Source organism: Sphingobacterium sp. UME9 (assembly GCF_014170215.1).
Taxonomy (GTDB): domain Bacteria; phylum Bacteroidota; class Bacteroidia; order Sphingobacteriales; family Sphingobacteriaceae; genus Sphingobacterium; species Sphingobacterium paramultivorum.
Window position 1 is genome coordinate 417,308 of record NZ_LZZP01000009.1, and the last position, 18,320, is coordinate 435,627.

Genomic DNA, 18,320 nt, shown 5'->3' on the forward strand with positions numbered 1-18,320 from the left:
GTTAATATATTAGTTTAATTCTAAGGTATTTGCAATACGTAGTAAAAGATCCATGTAATGCGATTTTGTAGTCGCGTCACCTGTCCGCTGCTTTTGTTTCAGCAACTGGTAAATCTCATATAGTTCAGCACGTTTATAGGTCAACATATCGGAAGTACGTATCATGCCAGTGACATGTACATTCCGAAGTCCCGTTTGTGAAGAGGATGCATGTTGCGGATGTAAACATAGATCAGGTTGTGTCGCTTCAACCAGTTGCTCAATGCCTGCCAGTTTCTTCGCATTTAATTTCTCCATGGATTTGTTTGTAGATACCATCAGAACATCCACATAGTTTTGTTGTAGCATCCGTGTTTTAAGGTCCAACGATTGTCCACTGATGGTTTTAGCAAAGATCGTCTGACGTACAGAAATTAGAAACTCAGGTGCACTCCATGCTTTTCTACTTCCAAAAAGATTTTCCATCTCAACCATACGCAGCAAACGTTCATCGTTGACCAGTTTATACAACATGGCATACTGAAACTCACGTTGTAGGTTATAAGGAGCATACTCAAATGGTCCTATTGGAGAATCTTTCAATGGAAAAGTTTTTGCCATCAGCTCTGGGACGAACAACCACTCGGGCATGTAAAAAACATTCTTCTTGAGATATTCCAAAGCACGTACTTGTTTGTCTTTTGGTACTGGACTATAGGCATCTTTTTGATCACCCAAAACAGCATTTTCCAGGTATATTCCCCCGATATTATTTAAGACATGGTCAGCATACGCGTACCATTGTCCGACTACACCCATATATAATTTACCGGCACGGTAGTAATCATCACCTACATTAGTGGTCCAGTTGATAATATTAGGCATCATACGACGCAGATTCAGCATGCCATATTCACCAGCTTTCATCGCGTCGTCACCAAGATCTTCCGATTGAGCCCGCGGATCAACGATATTTTTAGAATCTTGCTGTTCACCGTAATGGTAAATAGGATCATGTACATGGCTGTCAATTTCCTTTCTCAACAAAGGAATTTCATCCCAAGGTTGCGTTTTGCCATACCAACGGTAAGCCCAGCCAATGGCATACTTGTCGTAAGCACCGATCACGGGAGTGATCTGTTCCACACCATCTTCGGGTTGTGCCACATAATTGAAACGAGCGTAATCCATAATTGAAGGAGCAGTCCCCCCCATTTTGGCGGTGAAGCTTTTGCTACGCAATGAATCAACAGGAAAACTTGCCGAGGAGCCCATGTTATGCATAAGACCCAAAGTATGGCCAATTTCATGGGAAGAAACAAAGCGAATGGCATGTGCCATTTTTTCATCCGAAAACACATTGGATCGTACCGATGTATCTACTATACCTGTTTGTATACGCATCCAGCTATTTAAAATCGTCATGACGTTGTGCCACCAGATCACATCGGCTTCAAGGATCTCCCCCGAGCGCGGATCGACCACTGAAGGTCCCATGGCGTTAGCCTGAGCAGATGCTGCATAAACGATCGAGGATACATTGGCATCATCGGGATCAAATTTGACACTATCCGGCTGTTGTTTGGCCAGAATTGCATTTTTGAAACCAGCAGCTTCAAAGGCAACCTGCCAATCATGAACTCCATCGATGATGGCTTGTCGCCACTGTTTTGGTGTCGCCGGATCTAAATAAAAGACAATCGGTTTCTTTGGTTCGACCAACTCCCCTTTCAGATACCGCGCTTTATCTTCGTCACGCGGTTCTAAGCGCCAGCGATTGACCAGATTTTTCTTATCCAGTTCCTGTTGTTTATCATTAAAATACCAACGTGGTGAAGTAAAGAAACCTACTCTTGGATCTGCAAACCGCGCAACCATAGGATTTTCAGGCAATTCGTAAAGGTTACTTGTAATTTCTAAAGAAACCGGTACAGATTCATTACCTTCAGTCACCTTGGTAGAGAATACAGACTTCACAACGATATTATTCGCATAGGATTTAATGTCTTCAACGGTAGATATACTCGTTTTAGGTGAAGTTCCCAAACCCAAAGACGTAAACACATCCGTAAAGCTTTTTTCTGAACCGTCAAATACTTTATTGACTTTGATCACCACGGCACTTGAATCTTTTGAATAGCTTTCAATCTTAAAAGATTCGATATAAGAAGGACGGTAGTTATCATAAACTGAAGCCGCAATCGCATCACCCTTAGGTACTTCGACCTGCGGTTTAATCTCCGAAACCCACACTTCTTTTTTCTCCTTACGATGGGTAAAACGAATGACCTTATTTTCATAATTCATCCCTTTGTTTACCCCAGCCTCATTCAAGGCCAACGGTACAGAGGATAGCTTTTGGATCAACAATATATCTTGCCCCATCTTTTTCAATGGAATTTCAAAGTAGTAGTTGTTTTCTTTACGGATCACAGTAAACATTCCACTATCCACACGCGCATCTTTCAACAATTTGTCGTATGCAGCTGTAGAATCTTTCTTTGCCGTAGAATCTTTGGCAGAAGTAACCGTCTCTTTTTTTCTTAAACCTACTGTTTGCAATAATGAACAAGATTGCATTAGACCCGCCGAAAATAAAAGACCAATGGCTAGCTTAGTATAAGTGTTTTTCATCAAATAATTATTTTTGAGCTCGCTTTCAAAGGCATAAATGAGCTCGTGGCATTCTATTTGTTTTTCACTGGTGACGACGTAACATCAACCGAATATCCATTGTTGATCCTAAGCCTGTTTTAGCTTCGGATTTTGAATCAGAAAGTAATTGCATCTATTCCATGGAGGTCAATCATAAGTTGCACTTTATAAAGACCTTGGCATTTTATGGGATAAGATTAGGCTAATCACAAACTAAAACCGCTGGATTAAGAGCCAAATTTGTTAAAAATATTGTACAGAATAATACATAAAGGGATGAACACGTAGTTCAGAGTGATGAACACGCACTATAAAAACATGAATACGCAGACACCTCCAATTTCATTATTCATATACAGCATTATGCGAGTGGTAATCGCACAATAAATTGCCCCGACGCTATCCCAAAATGAAAACCTGCCATGGCATAGTAACTATAGATGGATGACAAATAATTGAGCCCGTACCCTTCACCTTCAAGCTCTGCTCCCTGTCTGGGCTGCCAGTTGTTGCTAACCTCCAGCAAGTTGGTTTCGGGTATATAGATTAAACGAATAGTAAGCGGATTCTCTTTCGAAATGCGTGTATGCTTTATCGCATTCTCAATCAGCATTTGCAAACCCAAACGTGGAATTTTCTGTTCTAATAATTCTCTTGGAATATTTATATCCATATCCTGCAATGCCGCGCCGAACCGCACCTGCTGCAAAAAGAAATAGGCTTTGGCCAATTCCAGTTCCTCCCTTAGCGTAGACCATTCGGCCTCATCTGTACGCAACATTTTACGATAAACCTTGGTCATCTTTCCAATAAATGACTTGGCCAGTTCATCGTCTTTTCCGATCAGGTACTGAAGCGACCCAAATGTATTGAAGAGAAAATGTGGATTGATCTGTTGTCGCAATTGTACAAGGCGCATCTGCGTATATTCATTTTCCTGCTTCAGGGCCAGCAATTTCAATTGCTGAATCTTGCGTCGCTCCATAACATTAAAATAGATCAATACCATCGCCACCAACATCAACCCTACACCGAGCAAGATACTATAGGTCAACAATTCCTGAATTTCCTCTTCGATACTCAACAAGAGAACATACACCTTGATTTCGCCACCAACAAACAGAATGTTACAGGGATAGGAATTAACCATCACGTCCAGCTGCAGAAAATCTGACTGAACAATTTGCCCCTGTTTTGACACAGCGGCAGTATTTCTCTTTCCCCACTTTCGATTATCGGGAGAATACACACAGATGCCGCGGTCATCATAGATCTCAAAATAAGCCCGCCTTCCGAAATTGAGCTTCGCAAAATAAGCATTCAGCCTTTCGATATCCATATAGATATGATATAGCCGATGATTTATTGTTCGTGTCCGTAACAATGTTAGCATCCTATGGCTCATATAATCAGGTTGACCAACCGGGATAATGACCAATAAGGAATCACCACTCTCCTTTGGATCAAAAGTGGGTTGTTCCAATATTTTTTTTTCAGAAAGGTACAGATCCTGCTGTAGCAATTCCAATTGCTTTTTGACAAGAAACATATTCTCATCCGCAAAATCGATCAAGATTCTTTTCTTAAGACGATCAACTTTATGATGGATAACACCGAGCAATCCCCCTCCTACCAGCAGCAACAACAACAAACAGACAATCAGGATAATACTATTTTTCTGTTCGGCATTTTTAAATCGAAATTTCACGGCGCAAAAATACATCAAAATTTTCAAAGCTTTAGCAAACAAGTTCATAAGAAAGGCTCTAACCCAGCCTTTTGTCAATGAAAAACGACATAATCCAAGCTCTTTTCAAAATAAATGCATCATATAACTGAGATTAATAATAATTTTCTGACTTTTGTAACCACAAAAAATTACAAAGTGTCAAAAGCTACATTTATAAAGGTTGTGAAACGTATCGCTATCGTTTTTGCAAGCATCATAGTCTTACTCGTTATCAGCATATTATCCATCCCTTATATATTCGAAAATGAAGTCAATAGCAAGGTCAAATCACTGGTAAACGAACATATCAAGGGCGAGTTAAACTACGCTAAAGTGAGATTAACCTTCTTTGACCAGTTTCCACTGCTGACAGCGTCGATGGATGATGTCTTATTAAAAGGTGCCGAACCTTTTAAGAACGATACACTACTTGCCGCAAAGAAAGTAAGTTTTGGTGTGGATTTGATGAGCCTGCTCAAATCCAAAATTGTCATCAATAAATTCATCGTGAACAGCGGAAAGATCAACATCCTGGTAGACTCCCTGGGTAATGCCAATTACAACATTTATAAATCTAGCCCCGCTGATTCCACAAAAACACAAGACAATTCCGAAAGCAGTGCTTTAGCCTTCCAACTGATTAAACTGGAAAAAACCAATCTACATTACGAAGACCGCTCTATTCCGCTTAAGATAGAAGCTAAGGATTTGGAATATGAAGGCAAAGGGGATCTCATGTCAAATATATTTGACTTAAATACACGGGCAAAAATTGCATCTTTCTCCTTCTCTTTTGACAACGAACTATATGTGGACCGAAAATCAATTGATGCCAATTTACTTACACGTATCAATACCAACAACTTGTCGTTCGTATTTGAACGAAACGATATCAAGATTAACCAGCTACCGGTTCGATTCAGAGGGCTCCTGTCATTTATATCCCATGGATATCACCTTGATTTTAAATTGAAATCACAGGAAAGTACCCTGGCCGAATTACTTTCATTAGTCCCAAATAGCTACGCTTCTTGGATCAAGGACCTCTCCGTGAAAGGTACATCTGAGGTTTTTGTTAATCTAGAAGGTGATTATATTGTCGACAACAACAAAATGCCTAATCTTTCACTTGGGCTCATGGTCAACAATGGCTTTCTCGCGTATAAACAATCCACCAATCCGCTAACAGACTGGAACGCCAAATTACGGATAGACTTGCCGGCACTGAATCCGGACTCGCTACAAATTGATCTTAAACAATTTGACTTTAAAGTTGCTTCAGGCTATTTCAATGCACAGGGTAAAATAGCCGGACTACACCCTGTAACCGTGCATGCCAACATAAAAAGTGATCTTAATCTCGATAAACTCCATGCCTCGCTACAGTTTCCCGATTTTTCTTTCGGTGGGAAATGGAATCTTGACGCAAAAATCGACGGAACATACGCCAAAGCTATTCGTAAGGTAGGACTTCAAAAACGCGAACAGGAATACGTCGCATCCATTCCTACTTTTGATATCAAAAATACACTCGTAGATGGTAAATTCAAATTGGCTAACCTCCCACAGGGATTGGACAAAATTGCTTATCGTCTGGAAGCAAAAGATCCCGATGGCCAGTTAAAAAGTGCATCAATAGCAATCCATGACATTTCTGTTCAGGCACTTAACAACTATATAAAAGGATTTATTTCAATAACAGATTTTAATAAAATTGCAGTCAATTCGGATTTAAAGGCATCATTTAATTTAGCAGATATCAAAAATTTCTACCCAATTAAACAAGTCGAATTGGCGGGATTGGTGGATGTCAACCTCATAGCAAAAGGTTATGTGGATCTCAAACGAAACATTTTTCCCGAAACCAATACGTCCGTCGTGATGAAGAATGGCTTGATCAAGTCAAATGATTATCCTATCCCGATGGAAAATATTCAGGTCGAAGCTTTTGTCAATAGCGAAAAAGGTTCACTTCGAGATCTGAATGTCAAAATTCTACCGATATCATTTACATTTGCGGGTGAACCTTTTTTCTTGAAAGCAGACCTCAAGAACTTCAATAACATCAAATACAACATACAGTCCAAGGGTAAGCTCAATCTCGGCCCTATTTATAAACTCTTTGCATTGGATGGCACCAATGTCGATGGCTTTATCTATACAGATTTCAGTTTAAAAGGCTTACAGAGCGATGCCACCAATGGTCATTATAACCGACTCCAAAATAGCGGTCGGTTAAGTATTGGAAATATCCAAGTTCAGTCCGACATGCTTCCACAGCCTATTGCAATTAGAAGTGGGAACTTCAGTTTTAATCAGGAGAAAATGAATTTCGATAAATTCCTGGTTGCCTATGCTAAGAATAATATTTCCATCAAAGGATACCTCAACAATATTATTAATTATGCAACAAGTAGTCAAGCACCGTTAAAAGGTCAATTTACACTCAGCAGCAAGAAAATCAATGTGGATGATTTTATGGTTTTTGCCGCCCCTAGTTCGTCTACAACAGCAAGCTCCTCCGAAAGCGGTGTGGTTCTTCTCCCCAAAAATTTGGACGTTCAGGTCTTAGGGCTTGTCAACGCTATATCATATAACAAAATGAATATCAAAGATTTCAAAGGGGACCTACAGGTAAAAGAAGGTAAGATGACACTGAATAAGACAAACTTTGAAATCGCGGGACTGAAAGTAGATATGAACGGAAGTTATCGTCCCATAAATCCACGTAGAGCAAGTTTTGATTATGCGGTGAAAGCCGACAGCTTTGATATTCAACGCGCTTACAAAGAGATACCGATGTTCAGAGAAATGGTTAGCTCTGCCAAAAATGCTTATGGCCTTGTTTCATTGGATTACAAATTGGGTGGCCTATTGAATGGCAATATGCAACCAGTGATGCCTTCTATCGTCGGCGAGGGATCCTTAACGCTAAATCAGATTAAGTTCAGAGGCTTCAAACTACTCAATGGAATTAGTCAATCTACTTCCAAAGAAAAATTGAAGGATGGCGAAGTAAAAAAAGTTGTTATTAAATCCCATATCAAAAATAATGTGATGACCATCGAACGCACGAAAATGAGAATGATGGGATTCAGGCCTCGCTTTGAAGGTCAAGTGACCTTAGACGGACGTATGAACCTAGGTTTTAGACTGGGCTTACCTCCTTTTGGAATCTTTGGGATACCTATGCGAATTACGGGCACTCCAGATAACTTTCACTTAAAAATGGGAAAATACAAAGAAGAGGATCTCGATATGGACATGGATGATGAGGACAGTAAAGTATATAAAGAATCTCAAAAAGTGCAAGAAACACAGGCTAAGTAAACGCGCAATTAGTTTTAGTAAATTCAGTCGACACAATAGTGCTGAATTAAAAACGTTATTAAGTTAACAGAAAGATTTGTTAACTTAATAACGTTTTTAATTGTTGAAAACTATGAGATACATACTAATTATACCCATTGCGGTTCTATCCATCTGCAGTTGGTCCAGTTTCAATACCGTTAACGACCAGAAAAACCCCTTATACGGGAAAGTATTCCGTGAGATCAATGAAATTGCTGAATTAAAATCTTATACCTACACAACTGGCGCACTTATTGAAACCGACAAGAATGCACAGGGCGATTATCGCTTTGCTGCCGGCTATTTTACAAATGCCAAAAATGGTGTTTGTATTTTAGAGGAATTGTTACCCGATGATAGCAAAGGTAAAGTCAAATACAAGATTTTGGATACCATCAATATCCAAAAACTGAAGTCCAACGAGCAGCTCAGCTTATGCAACTGCAAGCAAGGTGACAAACCAAACAGTGAAATTATAGCCATTAGCCGGGTCGATGAAAGCAAAGAATATTTCGACAAAATCGTCAAAGCATGGCGCATGGATACCAAAAGCCAGAAAATTATTCCTTTAAAAGACACAAAAGGTATAAGCTGTCTTAATGAAGGCTACGGCATCTAGTAGCGACAGTTTTTTAAATCAATCCGTCAGCCTTCAACTTGTCAAACACATGCAAAACGCCAATGACCTGGATCGGTTCTTCCTGGTACTCTTGGTGTGAAAAATAACGAACGGCGCCAATCTCATTACTGGGTTCGATCTGCTCTGTTAATGGATACAGAAAACAATCTTGTTCCATGATAACCTCTGGCACAAGCCCGTATGCCGGGGCTGTAACATGGCAATAATAAGATATTTTATCCGGATCCAGATTGATATTTAGCTCCTCCAAAATCTCACGACGAAGGGACTGCAGGGCTTCCTCCCCCGCATCAATCTTTCCACCCGGCAGGTACCATGCCTTTCTATTGTTGCTATACGCTAATAATAATCTATCTTCCTTAATACTCACTAAACCCGCTGTAGGCAAACATTTTGTTGTTGTCATGAAATGTATTATAAGCTATTACTGATTAAATACGCTAGATGTGAAATTACTTCTTTTACGACATTTATCAAAGCGCAACAGCTAATTTGGAGAATCCTTCATTAAAACTTTGCACAAAATCAATAGAGAGGCTAATCAATATCCCGAAACAGCATGGGCTAGTTTCTCTTTAAGCACAAGCTTCCGTAGACTCTTCAAAAAAGTCTCCGCATGATTTATGGTAAAACACAGCGGCGGTAATAGACGGAGCGTATAGCGTCCTGCATATCCTGTAAAAATCTTTTCAGAAAACAGCAGTTCTTTGCGCAGATGTCGAATATCGTTTTCAAACTCTACGCCAATCATCAAACCTTGCCCCCTAACTTCACTCACGCCATGAATTTTTCTTAATTCTGTCAACAAAAATTCACCTACAGCTGCGGCATTATCAATCAATTGCTCCTTTTGAATTACATCAAGTACAGCCAGAGCCGCCGCGCAGACCGCATGACTACCACCAAAAGTAGTCCCCAATTGTCCTATGACCGGCTTTATCTTAGGCGAAATAATTGTTGCCCCCATCGGCAGCCCATTTGCAATCCCTTTGGCCACCGTAATTAGATCGGCTTCTATCCCTGCATGCTGATGTGCAAAGAAAAGTCCCGTGCGCCCATACCCGCATTGAATTTCATCCAAAATAAGCATGGTCCCAGTTTTCGTGCAAATTGCTCTTACTTCCTGTAAGAAACTAGGACTTGCCCGATGAATTCCCCCGACACCTTGAATAGGTTCGATAATGACCGCACAATATTCTTCCGTTTCCAATTGTTTTTTCAAACTGGAGATCTCATTGAAAGGTGTAAAGACAAATTGTTCACTTTCATTTAATGGTGCACGAATTGACTGGATATCCGTTGCCGCAACCGCAGCGGAGGTTCTCCCATGAAACGCATTTGACATCGCCAATACTTTCCTCCTTCCCGTATGGAACGAAGCTAACTTCAGTGCATTTTCATTTGCTTCAGCTCCCGAATTACTGTAAAAAATAGCATACGTCGGATAACCACAGGCACTGCCTAAGCGTTCGGCCAAACGATCCTGAAGATCGTTTGTAACTGCATTTGAATAAAATCCGATCTTGTTCATCTGTTGTATAGTTTGCTCAATAACATGCGGATGACTATGCCCAACAGAAATAACGGCATGACCACCATAGAGATCTAGATAGGCCTGCTGCTGTTTATCATAGACAAAGCAACCAAGGGCTCGTTCGATCGCAATATCAACTTTCTCAAAAACGGGAAATGGTTTCATGAATGACTTAGAATTAGTAAAACTCAAAAATCCACTTAAATCCCCTTTCATTCCTAGTCCAAGATGGTTATTTATTACTAGTCCAGCCGACACAGGCAATAAACAAAATAACTCATCTTAAATAGAATAGCGCAGCACTGCTCATGCGCCATCTATCGAATGTATTTTAATCCTGCAGAACAATTGTATATTTGAACAATTACCCGATACAACAGCCTCATGCTTAGACCTTGGAATTTAACGATAGATATTGACAGATCCTCTTCAAAAGCAATTTACATCCAAATAGCGGATAACATTGCTGCTGATATTCAATCTGGTAGATTGCCGAAGGGAACGGCCTTACCGAGTAGCAGATCTCTTGCAGCCCAACTAAAATTAAACCGAAACACGGTAATTGATGCCATACAGTTGCTGTTGAGTGAAGGTTGGCTGGTTAGTCAAGCACGTAGAGGTATATTTGTAGCGGCCCAATTACCTTATGGCTCGAACCTATATGTTGCACAAAAGATCGAATTATCTGATCATCAGCCTCCAACACGCATTATATTCGATGACGGTAATCCAGACAGTAAGATTGCCCCGGTAGAACAGCTCGGACGGGCCTATCGCCAAATTTTTAAACGTAGCGCACGTTGGAAAATGATGGGATATGCCGATCCCCGAGGTCATCTAGATTTTCGTGAAGAAATCGCCAATATGCTCAACATCGAACGCAACATGCACATCGATAAAAACAAGCTATGCATCAGTCGTGGAAGCCAAATGGCCATGTACCTGGTCGCCCAATGCCTATTGCAGCACGATGATTATATCTTTGTAGAGTCCCCTGGATACCATTCAGCCTGGAAGATCTTTGAAAAAGCCGGCGCGAAATTGATTCCTATCCCTGTCGATGCCGATGGTCTTATCGTTGAAGAACTGCTGCCGCATTTATTGAAAAAGAGCAATATTAAGGCGCTGTACCTTACCCCACATCGACAGTACCCAACCACTGTCACATTAAGCAAAGAACGGAGATCACAATTAATAGCATTATCCAACCAATATAACTTCACGATCATCGAGGATGATTACGACTACGAATTTCATTTTGAACAAGTTCCCTATTACCCGCTCGCTTCACAGCAGGAACTGATCAATACAGTTTACATTGGTACACTGAGCAAAGTTGTCGCACCAGCACTCCGTATCGGTTATCTTGCGACGAGAAACGAGCATTTGCTCCAGCAGATTACCGAACTTCGCTACATCATCGATATCCAAGGTGACAATATTATGGAGCAAGCTGTACTGGAACTCATTCAGGATGGAACAATTCGTAGACATATCCGAAAAGCAACGCAGCTTTACAAAAGGAAACGTGATTTTATGATCGCCCAATTGGACAAACATCTGCAGAACCATGTGAACTATATTTCTCCACAAGGGGGATTGGCGGTTTGGCTATCTTTTAAACATCAAATCGACTGGGCATTTTTATTCCAAAAATTAAAGGAAAGATCAGTACATATACCGCATCCCGAAAACTACATCAGAGAAAATGTTTTTGGCGGAATACGGCTTGGCTACGGATCCTTATCAGAGGAATTGATCGAAGAAGGAATAGTCATTTTGGCTGAACTTTTGGAACAGGCAAAACTCTCCTCCTAATGGTTTGAAACACAAAAAGCAACTAGACTATTTTCCAATTCGGACGGACTTCATTAGATTAAAATTCTGAAAAAACAAGCACATTCAATATTTAATTCCGCCTCATAAAGACCGATTAAAAGATTAGTATAGGTAATACGTAAAAAACAGTTAAAAATGCTGATAAAACGTAATTATTTTGTCAAAAATCAATTTTTTCACTTATTAATCGCATAAATTAACCGTAGTTTTACGGCGCAAAAGACACACGAGTAATTCCTAATAGGATAGCTATATAATAAGAGAGAGAATAGAGTACATTAATTTATGACTGAGAGAATACCCAGCAGGCCATATGCAGCAATAACTGGTATTGGCGGATATATTCCACCGAATAAAAGATCGAATACAGATTTGGAGCAGTTTTGCGATACATCCGATGAGTGGATTATCAAACGCACAGGTATTAAGGAGCGGAGAATTTTAGAAGAAAATCTTGCCACATCAGACATGGCTGTAAAAGCTATACAAGATTTGGCAACACAATATCATAAAAATCTGAACGATGTAGATGCCCTAATTGTGGCGACTTCTACACCTGATATGCCTATGCCGGCAACAGCAAATATCATTTTAGAAAAATTAGGTCTTACCAATGTTTGGGCTTTTGATGTCAATGCTGCGTGCTCTGGATTTTTATATGCCTTAGATATGGCTTCTGCTCTCGTTGAGACTGGACGTTATAAAAATGTACTCGTAGTCGGAGCCGACAACATCAGTACTTATGTCGATTTAAAAGACCGTTCAACCAATATTCTTTTCGGTGATGGCGCTGGTGTGATATGGCTTGAGCCATCTCTAGAAGGTGGAATTATGGATGCCTATCTATGTAGCAATGGAGCGGGAAAAGAATTTTTAAAAATTGAAGCCGGCGGTTCTTTGTATCCAATCGACAGCAATCTTCCTGTTAACGACAACAGATTCCTGAAACAAGATGGTAAAACTGTATTTAGACATGCTGTTCAGTCTATGAGCGATGCGTGCAATACGGTTTTGCAACGCAACAACCTACAGATTGAAGATATCAATTGGTTAATCCCACATCAGGCTAATCAGCGCATCATTGATGCCGTTGGGCGTAGTCTTAATATACCACAAGATAGAGCGTTAAGTAATATCGAATACCTAGGAAATACCATTGCTGCAACGATTCCACTATGTATCTGGCAAAATATTAAAAAATTAAATACCGGTGATTTAGTCATGTTAACCGCCTTTGGTGCCGGTTTCTCTTGGGGAGCCAGCATATTTAAATGGATGATTTAAGCGATCAAAAACTTTAGTCGTCATAAATTCACACTAAAATAAAACCCCAGGAATCAATGATTTCTGGGGTTTTTCTTTATTTCCCGCTACCAAAAACAGGATCGCCCTTGCGCAAGAAGAATCGAACCTATCCTCTTTTTTACAGGCAGCACCGTGAAGAAGAAAGGAATAAATAATGGGGAGTTTATAGGGACCTTATACGGACCTTATAGGGACCTCATTCGGATAAAAGCGTCTAAAATCCGATTTAATTCCCAATGAAGTCCCAATAAAATCAGTATTATTTCAGAAGATGTCCTCCATTTATCCTCTCTTTTAATGGCAAAATAAAAGGGGGCTTTGCATCGCAAAGCCCCCTTTAAAACTCCAATAAAACCTACGCTTTTAATAATTTAATGACAAGCCCACACCAAAGCCCATATCACTATCATAATGCGTTCTAAAAGCCATATTTTTGGTGATGACATAATTTAGTCCCGCCATATATTCAAGGTCCGAGTTGACCATAAAATCACCACGGATTCTTCTAGCGATCGGAATATCTTCTCGCATCAGCTGCAATCTGACAATACCATCGTGATACACCTCCGCCTGAAAATTGACCAACATGGGTAAAGTATACATAAAACCCAGACTTAAGGCTTTGCGACTATCTTTTTTATTGGCCTGTCCAAAAATATTTTTCTCATGTTCATCCTCCCCCATACGGCGATAACGATAATCAAAACCTACAAATGGCATAAACCATTGCATCTTCCCAAAGTATCTACCCAGGTGGGTTTCCACCTCATAGCCATGCATATCATTATACCCTAATCGCCATTCGGAACCAAGCTGCCAACGCGCATTCTGAAACATGGCCTGACCGTCATTTCCATTGGTCGCAAAATCATTTTGCGCCATAAAATGGGTCATATTACTTTCCATTTGCAATTCCTTATAGGCTTTGGCTTTGTCTGGAAGATTGGGATTTTTATAATCGTCCACAGCAAACACGCGGTTCATCCCAGCCATCATATGATACAGAATATGGCAATGAAAAAACCAGTCCCCTTCTTCATTTGCTAAGAATTCGATCGTATCCGTCTCCATCGGCATGATATCAACCACATTTTTCAATGGCGCTTTTGATCCTTTTCCATTCAACAGTCTAAAGTCAAAGCCATGCAGATGTATTGGATGACGCATCATCGAATTATTATAGATGGTAATGCGCAATACCTCACCCTTTTTTACAGGTATCTTATCCGTTTCAGAGAGAATTTTATTGTCCATGCTCCATACATAACGACTCATATTTCCCGTAAGCGTAAATTTAAGATCTCGTATCGGCGCTTCTTTAGGCAGTTCCGTCGCCTGGGGAGATTCCAACATCGCATAGTTTAGCGTTACAATATCGCCCAATGCATTAGCATTATAACGATTTGGATCTTCTTCCATCTTCATTTGTCCATGATCCATACCGCTATGTTTACTGTGATCTTCCTTTTTCTTTCCATCACCTGTAATTTCGGGATACATCACCACATTCATATCCATCTGATTCAAGCTCATCTTCATGCCCATATCATTAAGGTCCCCATTCATCTTCATCATATCGTTCATCATCTTCATGCCTTCAAAATATTTAAGGCGGGGAAGTGGAGAAATCAACTGTTTGATGCCATTTCCGACAAAATAACTCGCAGATTGCGTTCGATCTTCTGTTGTTGCCATAAATTCGTAAGCTGTACCTTCATTTGGGATTGTTACAACGACATCATAAGTCTCCGATACGGCAATCATCAATCTATCGACCTCCACCGGTACCACATCATTCCCATCATTGGCAACAACGGTAATTTTGCCACCTGCATAGCGCAGCCAAAAATAAGACGAAGCACCGCCATTGGAAATTCGTAAACGCACTTTATCTCCTGCTTTCAAAGCTTTACCATTCACCGATTTTAAATCCGTGGAATGAGCCCCGTTCATCAAGACCTTATCATAATACACATCACTGACATCCATTGCCAGCTGACGTTTCCATTCATTCGTAACTTTCGTCTTAAACTTCCCTTCTTTAATAGCTTCAACGTACGATTGTGTAGCCCCTTTTTTTATCGCGGCCCAATCGTTGGCCGTGTGTAACATCCGCTGAATGTTATTGGGGTTATAATTTGTCCATTCACTCAATATGACCGGAATCGTGGGTAAATCATCAATTCCTTTCCGGAAAGTCTTATCATCTGCACGCTTGTTGAGAATAAGACTACCATACATACCGATCTGTTCCTGCAGGCCGGAATGCGAATGATACCAGTGTGTACCGTGCTGGATTATCGGAAAACGATAGGTATAAGTCGAATTCGGCTTTATAGGTTCCTGCGTCAGGTGTGGCACACCGTCTTCTTTGTTCGGCAGAAAAATACCATGCCAATGTAGCGACGTACTCTCCTTTAACTCATTGTGAACAACAATTTCCGCCGTATCTCCTTCAGTAAAAGTCAGGGTAGGCATCGGAATCTGTCCGTTTACAGCGATTGCCCGTTTTGATTTGCCGGCATAATTGACAATGGTATCCCGTACATAAAGGTCATGACGAACCACTTTCTGGGCCAGCACTGTCAGTTGTGTCATCAATAGTAAAACAACCGTTAATATATTACTCTTTTTACGCATGTTCATTCATTTAATTGATTAGTATTCCATTTCCCATCGGTCCTACGCCATATTGGTAGACCAGTCTAGCCCCGTGATGCCCTGTGATAAATAGTATCACCGATAAACTTATCAACAAAATCAATATCAAATAGTTTATCCAAGCACCTGCACCTTTCCGCAATCCAACAAAATGCAGGACTGTTGTACTACTTGCTAGCCAAAAGCTGATCCAGGCAAAACGTTGATGGATCTCAAAAACCGTAAAGGCTCCTTCATCGGCATCGCCTGAAATATGGGTTGCGGTCTGAATTGCAGCAAGCGCTCCAAGTGTTCCCAATAACAACAATCCAAAAGTCAGCACAGTGAAAGGACGTCGATGTTTTTTTAACAATAAGGCACCAATATGACTAATCAACGCCGTCAACAAGAGTACAATCGGAAAATGCACCAATAGCGGATGTAAACTGGGCAGTCCTTCGAATAAGCTTTTCATTGTTTTATTGTATTGTTTCTACGATAGATCCACAGGTGGGCATTGATTGACCTAGATAAGGATTTTCAATTTTCTTTTGTGTGCTCAACCAATTGGCTCCTTTTCCATCACGATACATAGGGCAGTGTTGATAATAGACCGTAACTTCAGGTTTGAGAGATTTCATCAACACATACATATTTTTGGAAAGGGTCACAAAGTGCTCCCGCTGATGTTCATTTTCCTTAATTCCAGCGATATGTTCTGTATCGAAAGCCAATTTTCGTTGATATTCCTTCCAAAGCTTTCCTTGAACAGCATCCAATTGTTCGCTATTAACTTTTTCAATGGCGGCCTGGATTCCTTTCGCAGCTGCCTGTGCAGCCGCTCCATTATCCTTAACCAATGCATCTTTCAGTTCGAAATAGGCACTGTATAAGCCTGCAAAAGGACTGCTAGCCGTTTTAAGATTAACTTTCTCGGTGGATGATTCTATTTTTGCAGCCGTATTACTTACGCCGGCCGCCTCTTCTTTAGTCAAAGCGGTATCGCCTTTACCATTGCCGACAGCTATCGTTGCGGTATCCTCGGCAACAGCGACCATATAATCTGCATGTGTATTTTCCGATGTTGAATTGTTGCATGCAACGAATATCAAAGCCGTCGCCACAATTAGCATAAACTTTTTCATAATTAAGTGTATTTATAGGTTTAGATTTTTAATGTAATTTCGATAGTTTGCTTCGTTTTCAAAATAGGAAACTTCACCCTGATCGCCGGTAATTGCGATGGAAGCCGTCGCCTTATCTACTTCTTTTTTTGAAAAAGGATCGATGGCTACACGTACCGCAGCTTCTTGGGGTATGCGCTTTTTACACATTTCACAGCAGCCATAATAATCCTTACCCTCGTGTCTGACCAGCAATTGTTTTTTCCCCATAAAAGCATCATTCACCATACAAACTTGTGCTGTAGGCACAAGATCGCCTACCTTGTATTGAACGGACTGTACAGGCAAATTGATAGCAGGATCAGTCGAAACTATTCGATCTTCAGCTTGGGTATTCGTTTGTGAACCATCACAGGCCGTTAACGACAACACAACAACCGATAGGATAGCTAGGAAATAATTCATAACGCAGCCGATTAGTTTAACGTTTCCACTGTACTTCCGCAACTGATCATTTGTGCACCAAAGAATGGGTTTTTCACGGCATTCTCCTTACTTAACCAATGCGCTCCCTTGCCTTCATTAAACATGGGGCAATGCTGATAATAAATAGGTCCATCCACTTTAATCACCTTCAGAAGCTCATACAACGTATTTGAAAGAGATGCAAAAGCCACACGTTGCTTAGCCACATCTTTATTTTTAGTTATACCTGCCGCATCGGTTGCCAGCTTATTCATAACCTTCATCCATACCGTATGTTCATCATGGCTAAGTTTATTCATATCGACAGCTTTGATTGCTGCTTGAAATGCCTCTGCCTGAGCCGCAGCTGCCACCGCATCTGTCTTCACCAAAGCATCCTTTAGCGCAAAATAAGGATTTGTCAACAGTACAAATGCGGTCTTTTCATCGGCTGATTTTGTATTCGCCGAAGGTTGAATTGTTGTTTGTACGCCCTGGCTATGGTTCGTATGATCAACCTGATGTTCAGTGCCATTTTTTAATGCTGGTTTTAGGGCTCGTTCATATTGTTCAGCTTTTGCCAATTGGACATAAGCATCATCTGGAGCCAGAAATTTCTCATTGTCGAACCCCGCCAATGCAATACGCTTAAGGACCTCATCCGCGCTTGTTTTTGAAGAGTCGTAGGTAACAACTGCTAGCTTGGTTGTCTGATTCCAGTCAACTTTAGCAAATTGTCCGTCCTTGCCTTCTTTTTCAATGATCGTTTTAACAGCCGGAGTATTTCCAAAAATCTTTACAGTAGCTGTCTTTGCATTTTTAATTTGTGCATGTGTATGTTGGGTGGATAGTAATACAGGGATTACCAAACCAAGTAATGAAATTAATCTCATGATTATGATATGTAGTATATAAAAGAATACTGACGAAAAAACCCTTCTACAGCGATTTACTGTATTTGCGTATTGAATCCGATAGATTCAAAGGGATTTTCATAAGCTAAATAAACAGGGTTTTGGATAGAGAAACCGATCCAAAAAGACATAGCATAGGCTATCA

Annotated in this window: 13 protein-coding genes; 4 read left to right on the forward strand and 9 right to left on the reverse strand. The window is 40.5% G+C overall.

Annotated features, from left to right (window positions below; genetic code table 11):
* Positions 1-9: 9 nt before the first annotated feature.
* Both A9970_RS14970 and A9970_RS14975 read right to left on the reverse strand, forming a co-directional pair.
* A complete protein-coding gene (locus A9970_RS14970) occupies positions 10-2,613 on the reverse strand; it encodes a zinc-dependent metalloprotease (RefSeq protein WP_182982865.1) in 2,604 nt (867 codons plus the stop codon).
* Between the two features lie 382 nt (positions 2,614-2,995).
* The gene (locus tag A9970_RS14975) at positions 2,996-4,390 is read right to left on the reverse strand and encodes a sensor histidine kinase (RefSeq protein WP_182982866.1); all 1,395 of its coding nucleotides are present in this window, start codon (positions 4,388-4,390) and stop codon (positions 2,996-2,998) included.
* A gap of 129 nt (positions 4,391-4,519) precedes the next feature.
* On the opposite strand from A9970_RS14975, the gene A9970_RS14980 reads away from it, so the two are divergent.
* Both A9970_RS14980 and A9970_RS14985 read left to right on the forward strand, forming a co-directional pair.
* A complete protein-coding gene (locus tag A9970_RS14980) occupies positions 4,520-7,693 on the forward strand; it encodes an AsmA-like C-terminal region-containing protein (protein WP_182982867.1) in 3,174 nt (1,057 codons plus the stop codon).
* A gap of 112 nt (positions 7,694-7,805) precedes the next feature.
* The gene (locus A9970_RS14985; protein ID WP_112373688.1) at positions 7,806-8,333 is read left to right on the forward strand and encodes a hypothetical protein; all 528 of its coding nucleotides are present in this window, start codon (positions 7,806-7,808) and stop codon (positions 8,331-8,333) included.
* A gap of 13 nt (positions 8,334-8,346) precedes the next feature.
* Here A9970_RS14985 and A9970_RS14990 read toward each other — a convergent pair whose 3' ends face one another.
* A complete protein-coding gene (locus A9970_RS14990; RefSeq protein ID WP_182982868.1) occupies positions 8,347-8,760 on the reverse strand; it encodes an NUDIX domain-containing protein in 414 nt (137 codons plus the stop codon).
* Between the two features lie 135 nt (positions 8,761-8,895).
* On the reverse strand, positions 8,896-10,053 hold the full coding sequence (locus tag A9970_RS14995; protein WP_182982869.1) for an aspartate aminotransferase family protein: 1,158 nt from the start codon (positions 10,051-10,053) through the stop codon (positions 8,896-8,898).
* 219 nt (positions 10,054-10,272) lie between these two features.
* On the opposite strand from A9970_RS14995, the gene A9970_RS15000 reads away from it, so the two are divergent.
* Together A9970_RS15000 and A9970_RS15005 are read left to right on the forward strand one after the other, a co-directional pair.
* A complete protein-coding gene (locus tag A9970_RS15000) occupies positions 10,273-11,706 on the forward strand; it encodes a PLP-dependent aminotransferase family protein (RefSeq protein ID WP_182982870.1) in 1,434 nt (477 codons plus the stop codon).
* A gap of 306 nt (positions 11,707-12,012) precedes the next feature.
* Positions 12,013-13,011 (forward strand): beta-ketoacyl-ACP synthase III, encoded by a 999-nt coding sequence (locus A9970_RS15005; protein ID WP_153847908.1) that lies wholly within the window; start codon positions 12,013-12,015, stop codon positions 13,009-13,011.
* A 384-nt stretch (positions 13,012-13,395) separates the two neighbouring features.
* Here A9970_RS15005 and A9970_RS15010 read toward each other — a convergent pair whose 3' ends face one another.
* Genes A9970_RS15010 through A9970_RS15030 form a run of 5 tightly spaced genes read right to left on the reverse strand, consistent with a single transcriptional unit; the run spans position 13,396 to position 18,154 of the window.
* Positions 13,396-15,672, reverse strand: a complete 2,277-nt coding sequence (locus tag A9970_RS15010; RefSeq protein ID WP_153847907.1) for a multicopper oxidase family protein — start codon at positions 15,670-15,672, stop codon at positions 13,396-13,398.
* Positions 15,673-15,682: 10 nt separating this feature from the next.
* On the reverse strand, positions 15,683-16,147 hold the full coding sequence (locus tag A9970_RS15015; RefSeq protein ID WP_182982871.1) for a DUF2231 domain-containing protein: 465 nt from the start codon (positions 16,145-16,147) through the stop codon (positions 15,683-15,685).
* A gap of 4 nt (positions 16,148-16,151) precedes the next feature.
* On the reverse strand, positions 16,152-16,817 hold the full coding sequence (locus A9970_RS15020; protein ID WP_182982872.1) for a DUF3347 domain-containing protein: 666 nt from the start codon (positions 16,815-16,817) through the stop codon (positions 16,152-16,154).
* Between the two features lie 12 nt (positions 16,818-16,829).
* On the reverse strand, positions 16,830-17,261 hold the full coding sequence (locus A9970_RS15025) for a hypothetical protein (protein WP_182982873.1): 432 nt from the start codon (positions 17,259-17,261) through the stop codon (positions 16,830-16,832).
* A gap of 11 nt (positions 17,262-17,272) precedes the next feature.
* Complete coding sequence (locus tag A9970_RS15030; protein ID WP_182982874.1) at positions 17,273-18,154, reverse strand: DUF3347 domain-containing protein; 882 nt, start codon at positions 18,152-18,154, stop codon at positions 17,273-17,275.
* Positions 18,155-18,320 lie beyond the last annotated feature (166 nt).

Bases quoted from the DNA above. Each gene is read 5' to 3' on its own strand.
- A9970_RS14970 (WP_182982865.1), bottom strand. From the start codon at position 2,613: ATGAAAAACACTTATACTAAGCTAGCCATTGGTCTTTTATTTTCGGCG.
- A9970_RS14975 (WP_182982866.1), bottom strand. From the start codon at position 4,390: ATGAACTTGTTTGCTAAAGCTTTGAAAATTTTGATGTATTTTTGCGCC.
- A9970_RS14985 (WP_112373688.1), top strand. From the start codon at position 7,806: ATGAGATACATACTAATTATACCCATTGCGGTTCTATCCATCTGCAGT.
- A9970_RS14990 (WP_182982868.1), bottom strand. From the start codon at position 8,760: ATGACAACAACAAAATGTTTGCCTACAGCGGGTTTAGTGAGTATTAAG.
- A9970_RS14995 (WP_182982869.1), bottom strand. From the start codon at position 10,053: ATGAAACCATTTCCCGTTTTTGAGAAAGTTGATATTGCGATCGAACGA.
- A9970_RS15000 (WP_182982870.1), top strand. From the start codon at position 10,273: ATGCTTAGACCTTGGAATTTAACGATAGATATTGACAGATCCTCTTCA.
- A9970_RS15005 (WP_153847908.1), top strand. From the start codon at position 12,013: ATGACTGAGAGAATACCCAGCAGGCCATATGCAGCAATAACTGGTATT.
- A9970_RS15010 (WP_153847907.1), bottom strand. From the start codon at position 15,672: ATGCGTAAAAAGAGTAATATATTAACGGTTGTTTTACTATTGATGACA.
- A9970_RS15015 (WP_182982871.1), bottom strand. From the start codon at position 16,147: ATGAAAAGCTTATTCGAAGGACTGCCCAGTTTACATCCGCTATTGGTG.
- A9970_RS15020 (WP_182982872.1), bottom strand. From the start codon at position 16,817: ATGAAAAAGTTTATGCTAATTGTGGCGACGGCTTTGATATTCGTTGCA.
- A9970_RS15025 (WP_182982873.1), bottom strand. From the start codon at position 17,261: ATGAATTATTTCCTAGCTATCCTATCGGTTGTTGTGTTGTCGTTAACG.
- A9970_RS15030 (WP_182982874.1), bottom strand. From the start codon at position 18,154: ATGAGATTAATTTCATTACTTGGTTTGGTAATCCCTGTATTACTATCC.